Genomic DNA, 11620 nt, shown 5'->3' on the forward strand with positions numbered 1-11620 from the left:
TCTTCGACGAGCCGCTCTCGAACCTAGAAGCGGCGCTGCGCGTGGCGACCCGGATCGAGATCTCACAGCTCAAGGAGCAGATGCCCGACCGCACGATGATCTACGTCACCCACGACCAGGTCGAGGCGATGACGCTGGCGACGCGGATCGTGGTGCTTGCCAACAAGGGCGTGGCGCAGGTGGGCTCGCCGCTCGAGCTCTACGAGACGCCGAATTCCGAGTTCGTTGCGCAGTTCATCGGCTCTCCGGCGATGAACCTCCTGCCCGGCGAGATCGTCGCCACAGGCGAGACCACCACCGTCAAGCTTGCCGGCGGCGGCACCGCCGTCTCGACCGTGCCGACCACCGCGGCGGACATGGGGCTGAGCGTCAACGTGGGCATCCGGCCCGAGGATTTCGTGCTGGCCGAGGGCGAGGGCGCCTATACCGGCAAAGTGGCGCTGACCGAGGCGCTCGGCGAGGTGACGCTGCTGCACTTCGTCGATGACGGTGCCGGGAAGGAGCCGGTCATCGCCAAGCTGCCGGGCATCCACAAGGGGCTGCGCGGCTCCGAGGTGCGGCTCACGGCGGAGCCCGCCAAGGTGCATCTCTTCACCGACGGCGTGTCGCTGCTCTACCGCTGAGCAGCTGTCATCCCGATCCATATTCCAATCGGGCAGGCCATCCACGGCCTGCCCGTTTTGCGTGCAAAACTGCGTCGGAACGCGCCTCGATCACGCGTTTGCGGCGCGCTCCCGCGTCTGCGTGTCGCGGACCCGTCAAAGAACTGGCCCGGTCTCCGGCTTGCCCGAAAGCTGAAGGCGGGAGAGCCGGCGCGGCGCGCCTGACCCTTCCTTGCACACAGGATGGAGGGCGCCATGGCCACCGACACGCAAACCAACGGATCACTCATCTACACGCTTGAGGACAAGCCCGAGCCGCCCGCGGCGGCGCTGGCCGCCTTCCAGCACATCCTCGCCTCAATCGTCGGCATCGTCACGCCGACGCTGGTGATCGGCGGGGTGCTGGGGCTTGGGGAGTACGTGCCCTATCTCATTGCCATGTCGCTGCTGGTCTCGGGGGTCGCCACCTTCATCCAGTGCAAGACCATCGGGCCGGTGGGCTCGGGGCTGCTGAGCGTGCAGGGCACCAGCTTTGCCTTTCTCGGCCCGATCCTCGCCGCGGGCTTCGCGGTCAAGAACAATGGCGGCACGCCCGAGGACATGCTGGCGATGATCTTCGGCCTCTGCCTCGCGGGCTGCGTGATCGAGGTGGTGCTGAGCCAGTTCATCGACAAGCTCGGCAAGATCATCACGCCCACGGTGACCGGCATCGTGATCACCGTGATCGGCCTGTCGCTGGTCAAGGTGGGCTTCACCGATTTCGCCGGCGGCGTCGGCGCGGGCGAGGATCTGGGCAAGCCGCTCAACCTGATCATGGGCTCGATCGTGGTGGCGGTGATCCTCGTGCTGACCTTCACCGGCAGCCCGATGCTGCGCGTCTCGGCAATCATGGTGGGGCTGGTGGTCGGCACCATCGTGTCGATGTTCTTCGGCATGGTGGATTTCTCCAAGGCCGGGCAGGGCGAGCTGATCGCCATCCCGCAGCCGTTGAAATACGGGCTCGACTTCGACATCGGCCTGTTCATCCCCATCGCCTTCATCTTCCTGGTGACGGCGATCGAGACCTCGGGCGACCTCACCGCCAACTCGGTGATCGCCGGCCAGCCGGTCAAGGGACCGGTCTACCTGCGCCGGATCAAGGGCGGCATCCTCGCGGACGGGGTGAACTCGGGGCTGGCGGCGCTGTTCAACACCTTCCCCAACACCACGTTTTCGCAGAACAACGGCGTCATCCAGATGACCGGCGTCGCCTCGCGCCACGTTGGGATGTATATCGGCGGCATCCTCGTGCTTCTGGGGTTCTTCCCGGTGGTGGGCCAGCTCTTCCTGCTGATCCCCAAGCCGGTGCTCGGCGGCGCGACGCTGGTGCTCTTCGGCACCATCGCGGTGGCGGGCATCCGCATCCTCGCCACGCAGGAGATCGACCGCCGCAAGGTCTACATCATGGCGGTGAGCTTCGGGCTCGGTCTCGGGGTGACGCTGGTGCCGGAGGCCACGCAGAACCTCCCCGCCTTCCTCAAGCAGGTTGTGGCCACGCCGATCACGCTGGCCGGGCTCTCGGCGATCATCCTGTCGCTCGCGATCCCCGAGACCGAAGAGACCACCGAGCCGGTCGAAGAGGCCGCCGAGGACGGTGCCACTGCCTGAGGCTGCACCTGGCGAGGAGGGCGGAAGGGGGCGCTGCCCGGCTGTTGATTGCACCGCGCCTCCGTTTGCTCGCTCCTGTGACGCGAGATATGGCGGCGCGGACGTCAACACCCGTTTCGCTAGGGTGCTGCGGCTCGATCAGACCTTCGCGCCGCGTACGGTGTACGTCCGGTCTCCGTCCTACGTGCCTAGCGCAGGAAGCCCATCAGAGAGCGGCCGTTCGCTGCGTTCTGGACGAGCGGCGACTCTGCGCAGGAAGTGTAGATAGCCAAGGTGCGATCAGCGGGGGCCCTTCTCGACGCGACCGGCCCACATCGGCCATTGCTGCTCTGTGCGGCGAATGTCTGGAGTTGGCCAGTTTCGGAGTAGAACTCCGGCTGCTGAATAGGCCGATCACCGGTTCATACGAGCATCCTCGTGAACTTACCCGCGACCCTCGTCCCACTCTGAGTGTAGTATCGGAAGCAACGGCCCGGGACCAAACCCGAACCGTTATCCGTTCTGGGAGTCTGAAGCGCGTGTCAGTGAGCGATCATGACATGCCGGACCGCGGTGTAGTCCTCCAGCGCGAACATCGACATGTCCTTGCCATAGCCGGATTGCTTCAGGCCACCATGTGGCATCTCGTTGACCAGCATGAAGTGGGTGTTGATCCAGGTGCAGCCGTAATGAAGGCGGGCCGAGGCCTCCATTGCCTTGCCGATATCGGTCGTCCAGACCGAGGAAGCCAACCCGTATTGGCTGTCATTGGCCCAACCGATCACGTCGTCTTCCTCGCCGAAGGGCGTCACGGAGACGACCGGCCCGAAGACCTCGCGCTGGACGATCTCGTCTTCCTGACGCGCGCCCGCGATGACGGTCGGCTTGTAATAGAAACCCGGGCCGTCATGGAGAGCACCGCCGGCGGTGATCTCCATGTGGCTCTGGTCCGCCGCGCGCTGGACGAAGCTGGCCACGCGGTCGCGCTGGCGCATGCTGATCAGCGGCGGGATCTCGTTCAGCGTGTCGTCGGCATTGGCATAGACGATGGAGGATGCCGCCGCGGAGAGCTCCGCGACGAGCTTGTCGTAGATCTTCCTGCCGGCGTAGATGCGGCAGGCGGCGGTGCAATCCTGCCCGGCATTGTAATAGCCGAATGCCTTGAGCCCCTCGACAACCCGGCCCAGGTCGGCATCGTCGTAGACGATCACGGGCGCCTTGCCGCCCAGCTCGAGATGGGTGCGCTTGACCGAATTGGCAGCGGCCACAAGCACTTTCTTGCCGGTGGCGATGTCGCCGGTGATCGAGATCATGTCCACGCCCGGGTGATGGATCAGCGCATTGCCGACGCTGGCGCCCTGGCCGACGATAACGTTCAGCACGCCTTCGGGCAGGATCCCAGCCATGACCTGCGCCAGTTTCAGCGCCGTCAGCGGGGTCTGTTCGGAGGGTTTCAGGACCACCGTGTTGCCGCCGGCCAGCGCGGGGGCCAGCTTCCAGGCCATCATCATCATCGGGTAGTTCCAGGGCGCGATGGAGGCGACCACGCCAACCGGGTCGCGCCGGATCATCGAGGTGTGGCCCTCCATGTACTCGCCGGCCAGGGGCCCGTGCATGTTGCGCACGGCCCCCGCGAAGTAGCGGAAGCAATCGGCCACCGCGGGCACCTCTTCGCCGCGCACCTCGTTGATCGGCTTGCCGCAGTTGAGGGCCTCGAGCTGTGCCAGTTCCTCCAGGTTGGCCTCGACCGCGTCGGCGATGGCCAGCAGTTTCTCGGAGCGTTCGGCCGGGGTGGTGCGGGACCAGACCTTGAAACCGGCGCGGGCAGCGGCCACGGCGCGGTCGATCTGCTCCGAACTGGCCTCCGGCATCCGCAGGATCGTCTCGCCGGTGCGCGGGTTGAGCACCAGTTCCTCGGTCTCGGTTCCGGCCTCAAAGGAGGTGCCGATGAGCATGTTGGTTTCCATGAGGTTTCTCCCTGTTGTCATTTGCCCTGTCCGGCGACGGTGTCCGTGCCGCGGGTGAGGTAATAGGCGCCGAGGATCGGCAGGAAGGTGACGAGGACCACGACCATGGCCACGACGTTGGTGACGGGCCGTTCGCGCGGACGGACGAGCTCTTCCAGCATCCAGATTGGCAGGGTCTGCTGCTGTCCGGCGGTGAAGGTGGTGACGATCACCTCGTCGAAGCTGAGCGCGAAGGCGAGCATGCCCCCCGCCAGCAGCGCTGTGGCGATGTTGGGCAGGATTACGTATCGGAAGGTCTGGAACCCGTCCGCACCGAGATCCATCGAGGCTTCGACCAGCGAACCGGAGACCCGGCGGAACCGCGCCACGGCGTTGTTGTAGACCACCACGACGCAGAAGGTCGCGTGGCCCAGCACGATGGTCCAGAAGCTGAATGGGATGTCGGCGAGGTTGAAGGAGGAGCGCAGCGAGATGCCGGTGATGATGCCGGGCAGCGCGATGGGCAGGATCACCATCAGCGACACCACCTCGCGTCCGAAGAACTTCGTTCGGCTGACGGCAGCGGCGCAGAGCGTTCCCAGCACCAGCGCGATGCCGGTGGAGATCGCGGCGACACGCACGGAGAGCGACAGCGCCTCCCAGACGTCGGGGCGCGCCCAGGTGACAGCGAACCACTTGGTCGTGAAGCCGGGGGGCGGCCATTGGTAGGACTTGTCTTCCGTCGTGAAGGCATAGACGAAGATCAGCAGGATCGGCAGATGCATGAAGGCAAGGCCGAGGCCGGCGGCGATCTTGAGGCCCAGCGGGGCACGGTCAGAGCGCATCGAAGGCCCCCTTTCGCTTTGCCACCCACAGGTAGATGGCCATGATCACGATAGGCACGACGGCAAAGGCGGCGGCCAGCGGGATGTTCCCGGCGGTGCCCTGGTAGGCATAGACGGCCTGACCGATGAAGCGGCGCGAGGAGCCGACGATCTGGGGAATGATGTAATCGCCCAGGGTGAGCGAGAAGGTGAAGATCGAGCCGGCGATCACCCCGGGCAGCGCCAGCGGGAACAGCACGTGCCGGAAGGTCTGGCGCGGCGACGCCCCCAGGTCGCCGGAGGCTTCCAGCATCGAGGTGGGAACCCGCTCCAGCGAGGCCTGTATCGGTAGGACCATGAAGGGCAGCCAGACATAGAGGAAGACGAGGAAGGTGCCGGTCCAGCTCACGGAGAGCGAGTTGCCGCCGATCACCGGAATAGAGAGATAGGCGTCGAGCAGCCAGCTCAGGTGCAGCGTTTCGAAGAGCCAGTTGAGAATGCCCTCCTTGGCCAGGATCAGCTTCCAGGAATAGACCTTGACCAGGTAGCTCGACCAGAGCGGCAACATGACCCCGAGGTAGAACAGCGCCTTCCATTTGCCCTTTGCATAGCGGGCGGCGTAATAGGCGATGGGGAAGCCGACGATGGCGGCGGCGACGGTCACGCAAGCGGACATCGTGACCGTGCGCAGGATGATGTCGAGATTGGTGGGCGTGAAGAGCTCGCCATAGGTCTTGAGCGTCAGCTCGTACTGGATCAGGCCGGAGAACTCGTCGATTGAGAAGAAGCTCTGGGCGAGCAGCGCGAAGAGCGAGCCGAGGTAGACAATGCCGAGCCAGAGCGCGGGCGGCGCCAGCAGCAGCAGGACGACCATCCGGGGGCTGCGCCAGAGCGCGTCCGACAGCCCCCTCAGGCCGCCCCGGCGGTCCGTATCAAGGACGTGATCGGCCATCAGGCCGCAGCCATCAGGTGAAGGTCCGCCTCGGACCAGGTGACGTGCACCTGTTCACCGGCATCGGGGATGCGGCTGCCCTTGGGCAGCAGCGCGACCATGGAGAAGCCGTCGAGGTCGAGCGACACGCGGGTGGCCGTGCCGATGAAGGCAGTGGACTGGACGGTGGCGTGGAGCCCCTCAGCGGCGATCCCGGCGTCGGTCAGGCGGACGGCCTCGGGGCGGACGGCGCCTTCGGCCCATGTTCCGGTGAGCTTCTCGACCACGCGAGGCGGCAATACGTTGGAGGAGCCGACGAAATCGGCCACGAAGGGGACTTCGGGGCGGTAATAGATATCTTCGGGCTTGCCGATCTGGACGATCTTTCCCTCGTTGAACACGGCCACGCGGTCGGCCATCGAGAGGGCCTCGCCCTGGTCATGGGTGACGAAGACGAAGGTGATGCCAAGCTGCCGCTGCAGGGTCTTTAGCTCCTCCTGCATCTGCTCGCGGAGCTTGAGGTCGAGCGCGCCGAGCGGCTCGTCGAGCAGCAGCACCCGGGGCTTGTTGACCAGGGCCCGCGCCAGCGCCACCCGCTGCCGCTGCCCGCCCGACAGCTCGGAGGGCTTGCGCGCGCCGTAGCCCGGCAGGGCGACCATCGCCAGCGCTTCTTCGGCGAGCTTGTGGCGCTCCCGCTTCCCCTTGCCCGCGATCATCAGCCCGTAGGCCACGTTGTCGCGCACGTTGAGATGCGGGAAGAGGGCGTAGTCCTGGAACACGGTGTTCACGTGGCGTCGGTAGGGCGGCACGCCGCTGGCATCCTCGCCAAAGATGATGACCTCGCCGGCGGTCGGCTGTTCGAACCCCGCGATCAGCCGCAGGCAGGTCGTCTTTCCCGACCCGGAGGGCCCGAGCATGGCGAAGAACTCACCTTCGGCGATATCGAGGTCGACCGCATCGACCGCGCGCACCTCGCCATAATGGCGGGAGGTGCCATTGAATCTGACAGCAGAAGTTTTCATGAAAGTCTCTTGGGAGATCCTGCCGCCCCGCGGGGCGGCAGGGAATGGAAAGGGGAGCGATCAGCGGCCGCCGATCACGCCGATGTAGTCCGAGACCCAGCGGTAGTAGGGCACGCATTCGCCCTGGCTTTCGCATTTGGACACCGGGGTCTGCCAGAACTTGATCTTCTCGAAATCATCCAGGCCGTTCTTGGTGCAGCCCTCGGCAGTCTGCATGCCGCGCCCGTCGGTACAGGCGGACGGAACGGCCGGGTTGGCACCGAACCAGACCGAGAGGTCGGATTGCAGGTTCGAGGCCAGAGTGTGCTCCATCCACATGTAGGAACAATTCGGGTTCTCGGCCTCGGCATGCATCATCGTGGTGTCGGCCCAGCCGGTGGCCCCTTCGACCGGGATCACCGAGGCGACCGGCGCGCCGCCGCCCTGCAGCAGGTTCACCTGGAAGGGCCAGGAGCCGGAAGCGACCATGCCCTCGTTCTTGAAATCGTCGATCTGGATGAAGGCGTCGTGCCAGTAGCGGGAGACCAGCTCGCGCTGGCCGCGCAGCAGGTCGAGCGCGGCGGCATATTGGTCGGGGTTCAGCTCGTAGGGCGAGGTGATGCCCAGCTCCGGCTGGTGGTACATGAGGTAGTTGGCGGCGTCCGCGATGTGGATCGGGCCGTCATAGGCCTGCACCCGGCCCTTGTTGCTCTCGCCATCGGCCAGCGTGGTTTCCTCGAAGACGACGGACCAGCTGGTCGGGGCCTCAGGGAAGGCTTCGGTCGAATACATCAGCACGTTCGGCCCCCACATGTAGGGCGTGCCGTAATGCGTGTCGTCGACGTAGTGCCAGGGGGCTTCCTTCAGGCGGTCGTCCACGCTCGCCCAGCTCGGGATCAGGTCGATGTTGACCGGCTGCACGCGCTTGCCTGCGATCATCCGCAGGGAGGCGTCCCCGGAGGCGGTCACGAGGTCGAAGCCGCCCTCGTTCATCAGCGCGACCATCTCGTCGGAGGTGTTGGCCGTCTTGACGTTGACCATGCATCCGGTGGCGTCTTCGAACTTCGTCACCCAGTCGAAATTGGCATCAGTTTCGCCGCGTTCGATATAGCCCGGCCAGGCCACGATATTCACTTGGCCTTCGCCTTCGCCGATTTCGGTGACCATGTCAGCGGCAAAACCCTGGGTCGCGACCAGCGCTGCAGTTGCAAGAAGGAAGGATTTGTAAGATCCGGCTCGCATTTCGTTTCTCCTGTTGGACAAATGTGAACCCATTTCGGGTTTCTGCATTGCCGCAAAGGATGCGGGCGACTTTTTGCAATCGCAAATTCAAAAAACAAAATCTCGATATCGGAAATTCCGATATCGGAATCTACTTGCCTCTAAGTATTTGATGTTCCTGAGCAATCGCGATGAAGTCTCGCGCCGCAGCGGAGAGAGGAGAGCCTTTCCGCCATGCCATTCCGACCTGAACAACCGGAAGGGACCCCGAAACGTCACGCGAGACGATCCGGTCTCCCTCAAGCGACCAGGGCCGATAGACGAGGTCCGGCAGGAGCGCGATGCCCGCGCCCGTCGCGGCGAGGCTTCGGACCGCCTCGACCGACCGCGTCCGAAAACCGATCCTCGGACGGGTTCCCAGGGCCGAGAGCAGCTTCACCGCCGCCTCTCCCATTTCGTCGATATCCAGCATGATGAGCTGCTCGCCGGTGAGATCGTCCAGCGTGATGCTGTCCTGCGCCACCAGACGGTGCCCGATTGGCAACCAGAGCCGATAGGGCGACACTTCAAGGATCTCGACCTGCAGGGCCATCCGGTCATTCAGGTTCGACGTCACCATCACGGCAACATCCAACTCGCCGCCAACCAGCAGGTGCTCCAGATACTCGCCATTGTCTTCGATAGCAGACACTTTGACTAGGGGATTGGCCCGTCGATAGCGGGCCAGAAGGTCCGACATGACATACCCTGCCATCAGAGACGTCACCCCGAGGTGCAACGTCCCCGTGATCTCTTCTCCCTCCTGCTCCAGGGCGCGCCGTGCGCTTGAGACCTCTCCGAGGATCGAGGTCGCATGGCGCAGAAACTGGTGCCCTTTGTGGGTGATCGAGAGCCCGCGAGGGTGGCGGTCGAAGAGTTTGACGCCAAGGTCGTCTTCGAGAAAGCGCACCGCCTCGGTGACGGAAGACTGCGATATGGAGAGCGCCTGCGCCGCATGGCTTACGGACCCATGTTCAGCCACGGCAACGAAGTATTGGACCTGACGAAGTGTAAAGGCCAACGCGCCTGTCTCCCAAAGACTTCTATGTTTCGTGACTTAACCACAGTCTCCGGTCGTCGTCACTGTTGCTACAGCCATTTGCGATTAGGCCAATAAGGGGCGCTGCCCCCTCTTGTCGCTGCGCGGCAATTCACCCCCGAGGTATTTAGAAACCAAAGAAGACATGGGCGCAGCGCCCCTGTCTTCTCTTCGTCAAAAATACTCCCGCCGGAGGCGTCCGGGCTTTCCCAAGGGGCGCTGCCGCCGGGGTCAGGCGCGCTCGGCGGTCTCGAGTTTCTCGAGCGCGGCCTCCCAGAGCGCTTCGGCGCGGTGAAGCCCGTCCATCACCTCGGCGTATTTCTTGTTCCAGGTCTCGAGCTCGCCGGCACGGCCATCCTCGTAGAGCGCCGGGTCGGCCAGCTTCTTGGCCAGTTTCTCGCGCATCTCTTCGATCTTCTCGACCCGCGCCTCGCATTTGCGGACCTCGGACCGCAGCGCGAGGATCTGGTCGCGCGTGGGCTTCGGCGCCTTGGGCGCTGCGGGTTTCGCCTTGCCGGGCTTCGCCGGCTTGTCCTGGGTCAGCAGCATCGCGCGGTAGGCGTCGAGATCGTCCTCGTAGGGCTTTACCGTGCCGTCCTTTACCAGCCAGAGCCGGTCAGCCACGAGGCTCAGCAGGTGCATGTCGTGGCTCACCAGGATCACCGCGCCGGAATATTCCGTCAGCGCCTCGACCAGCGCCTCGCGGCTCTCGATGTCGAGGTGGTTGGTGGGCTCGTCGAGGATCAGCATGTGCGGCGCGTCGAGCGTTGCCAGCAGCAGCGACAGCCGCGCCTTCTGGCCGCCCGAAAGCCGGCCGACCTCGGTTTCCGCCTGCGCCGCCATCAGGCCGAAGCCCGCCAGCTGGGCGCGCAGCTTCGGCGGCGCCATCTCGGGGCGCTCGCGCTGCAGATGCTGCAGCGGCGTCTCGTCGAGATGCAGCTCGTCGACCTGGTGCTGGGCGAAATAGCCGATGCGCAGCTTCGAACTGCGCACCATCTTGCCCTCCATCAGTGCCAGCCGGTCCGCCAGCAGCTTCGACAGCGTCGATTTGCCCTGACCGTTGCGGCCCAGAAGCGCGATGCGGTCGTCCTGGTCGATGCGCAGGTTCAGCCGCGACAGCACCTGCCGCTCGCCATAGCCCGTCGCGCCGCCCTCGAGCGCCACGATGGGTGGCGAGAGCTGGTCCGGCTGCGGGAAGCTGAACACCCGCTTGGCGGCCTCCTCGGGGGCGGTGATGGTGTCCATCCGCGCGATCATCTTCAGACGCGCCTGCGCCTGCTTGGCCTTCGAGGCCTTGGCCCGGAACCGGTCGACAAAGCTCTGCAGGTGCGCCTTGCGCTCCTCCTGCTTCTTCGCCGCCGCCGCCTGCACGGCGCGGCGCTCGGCGCGGGTGCGCGCGAAGGTGTCGTAGCCGCCCTGGTAGAGCGTCAGCTTGCGCTCCTCGAGATGCAGGATCGCGCCCACCGCGCGGTTCAGCAGCCCGCGATCGTGCGAGATCACGATGACCGTGTGCGGATAGCGCATCAGATAGCTCTCGAGCCAGAGCGCGCCCTCAAGGTCGAGGTAGTTTGTCGGCTCGTCGAGCAGCAACAGGTCGGGCTGCGCGAAAAGCACCCCGGCCAGCGCCAGCCGCATCCGCCAGCCGCCCGAGAAATCCGAGCTCGGGCGCTGCTGGTCGGCCTCGTCAAAGCCAAGCCCCTTGAGGATCGAGGCCGCGCGCCCCTCCGCCGACCAGGCGTCGATATCGGCAAGCCGGGTCTGCACCTCGGCGATGCGATGCGGATCGGTGGCGGTCTCGGCCTCGGCCATCAGCGCCGCGCGCTCGGTATCGGCCGCCAGCACCGTCTCGATCAGCGACACGTCCGAGGCCGGTGCCTCCTGCGCCACACCGCCGATGCGGGCGCGCTCGGGCAGGCCGATCTCGCCGCCGTCGAGCGTCAGCTCGCCGCGGATCAGCCGGAACAGCGTGGTCTTGCCGGCGCCGTTGGGGCCAACGAGGCCGACCTTGTGGCCGGCGGGAATCACCGCGGAGGCGCCCTCGAACAGGGGCCGCCCCTCGACGGAATAGGAAATGTCATCGATCCTGAGCATCTGCGCGCTCTATCAGAGGCTTTGCCGCTCGGAAATCCCTCATGATCTTCTCTTGGCTGGAAATATCCCGGGGAGCGCGAGGGGCTGGCCCCTCGCAGGCCGCAACCTGCCCAAGGGCAGGGCGGCTCGGGTCTTTCCAACGCCGCCCTGCCATGGTAACGCCCACAGCAGCGAATATCGGCCGGGCCAGCTGCCCGGCTTTTCAATGGAGACAGACATGGCCCTCGAACGGACCTTTTCGATCATCAAGCCCGACGCCACCCGCCGCAACCTGACCGGCAAGATCAACGCCAAGTTCGA

9 protein-coding genes and 1 pseudogene are annotated in these 11620 nt (G+C 65.3%); 3 read left to right on the top strand and 7 right to left on the bottom strand.

Features of this window, described 5'->3' with window-relative positions; all coding sequences use genetic code 11:
* Both AC6RA4_RS17995 and AC6RA4_RS18000 read left to right on the top strand, forming a co-directional pair.
* A partial coding sequence (locus AC6RA4_RS17995; RefSeq protein ID WP_500162718.1) for an ABC transporter ATP-binding protein occupies positions 1-623 on the top strand: 623 nt, incomplete at its 5' end.
* A gap of 234 nt (positions 624-857) precedes the next feature.
* Positions 858-2249 (top strand): nucleobase:cation symporter-2 family protein, encoded by a 1392-nt coding sequence (locus AC6RA4_RS18000; RefSeq protein ID WP_500162720.1) that lies wholly within the window; start codon positions 858-860, stop codon positions 2247-2249.
* Between the two features lie 521 nt (positions 2250-2770).
* On the opposite strand, the gene AC6RA4_RS18005 is transcribed toward AC6RA4_RS18000, so the two are convergent.
* The 7 genes from AC6RA4_RS18005 to AC6RA4_RS18035 form a co-directional block, all read right to left on the bottom strand.
* Complete coding sequence (locus AC6RA4_RS18005) at positions 2771-4195, bottom strand: gamma-aminobutyraldehyde dehydrogenase (protein WP_500162721.1); 1425 nt, start codon at positions 4193-4195, stop codon at positions 2771-2773.
* A gap of 17 nt (positions 4196-4212) precedes the next feature.
* On the bottom strand, positions 4213-5019 hold the full coding sequence (locus tag AC6RA4_RS18010) for an ABC transporter permease (RefSeq protein ID WP_500162723.1): 807 nt from the start codon (positions 5017-5019) through the stop codon (positions 4213-4215).
* Positions 5009-5950, bottom strand: coding sequence for an ABC transporter permease (locus AC6RA4_RS18015; protein WP_500162725.1), 942 nt, complete (start codon positions 5948-5950; stop codon positions 5009-5011). Before AC6RA4_RS18015 ends, AC6RA4_RS18010 begins: the two co-directional genes overlap by 11 nt.
* Positions 5950-6951, bottom strand: coding sequence for an ABC transporter ATP-binding protein (locus AC6RA4_RS18020; protein WP_500162726.1), 1002 nt, complete (start codon positions 6949-6951; stop codon positions 5950-5952). Before AC6RA4_RS18020 ends, AC6RA4_RS18015 begins: the two co-directional genes overlap by 1 nt.
* A 60-nt stretch (positions 6952-7011) precedes the next feature.
* Positions 7012-8172, bottom strand: a complete 1161-nt coding sequence (locus AC6RA4_RS18025; protein ID WP_500162728.1) for an ABC transporter substrate-binding protein — start codon at positions 8170-8172, stop codon at positions 7012-7014.
* A 130-nt stretch (positions 8173-8302) separates the two neighbouring features.
* Positions 8303-9211 carry a LysR family transcriptional regulator gene (locus AC6RA4_RS18030; RefSeq protein ID WP_500162729.1) on the bottom strand — a complete coding sequence of 303 codons (909 nt, stop codon included), beginning with the start codon at positions 9209-9211 and terminating at the stop codon, positions 8303-8305.
* Positions 9212-9460: 249 nt separating this feature from the next.
* Complete coding sequence (locus tag AC6RA4_RS18035) at positions 9461-11320, bottom strand: ABC-F family ATP-binding cassette domain-containing protein (protein WP_500162731.1); 1860 nt, start codon at positions 11318-11320, stop codon at positions 9461-9463.
* On the opposite strand from AC6RA4_RS18035, the pseudogene AC6RA4_RS18040 reads away from it, so the two are divergent.
* A pseudogene (locus tag AC6RA4_RS18040) lies at positions 11301-11620 on the top strand (hypothetical protein); the annotation flags it as partial. The gene AC6RA4_RS18035 and the pseudogene AC6RA4_RS18040 sit on opposite strands and share 20 nt — an antisense overlap.

The organism is Salipiger sp. (genome assembly GCF_059781815.1).

Coding starts and splice junctions, on each gene's coding strand:
- AC6RA4_RS18000 (WP_500162720.1), top strand. CDS start 858: ATGGCCACCGACACGCAAACCAACGGATCACTCATCTACACGCTTGAG.
- AC6RA4_RS18020 (WP_500162726.1), bottom strand. CDS start 6,951: ATGAAAACTTCTGCTGTCAGATTCAATGGCACCTCCCGCCATTATGGC.
- AC6RA4_RS18035 (WP_500162731.1), bottom strand. CDS start 11,320: ATGCTCAGGATCGATGACATTTCCTATTCCGTCGAGGGGCGGCCCCTG.
- AC6RA4_RS18015 (WP_500162725.1), bottom strand. CDS start 5,950: ATGGCCGATCACGTCCTTGATACGGACCGCCGGGGCGGCCTGAGGGGG.
- AC6RA4_RS18005 (WP_500162721.1), bottom strand. CDS start 4,195: ATGGAAACCAACATGCTCATCGGCACCTCCTTTGAGGCCGGAACCGAG.
- AC6RA4_RS18025 (WP_500162728.1), bottom strand. CDS start 8,172: ATGCGAGCCGGATCTTACAAATCCTTCCTTCTTGCAACTGCAGCGCTG.
- AC6RA4_RS18010 (WP_500162723.1), bottom strand. CDS start 5,019: ATGCGCTCTGACCGTGCCCCGCTGGGCCTCAAGATCGCCGCCGGCCTC.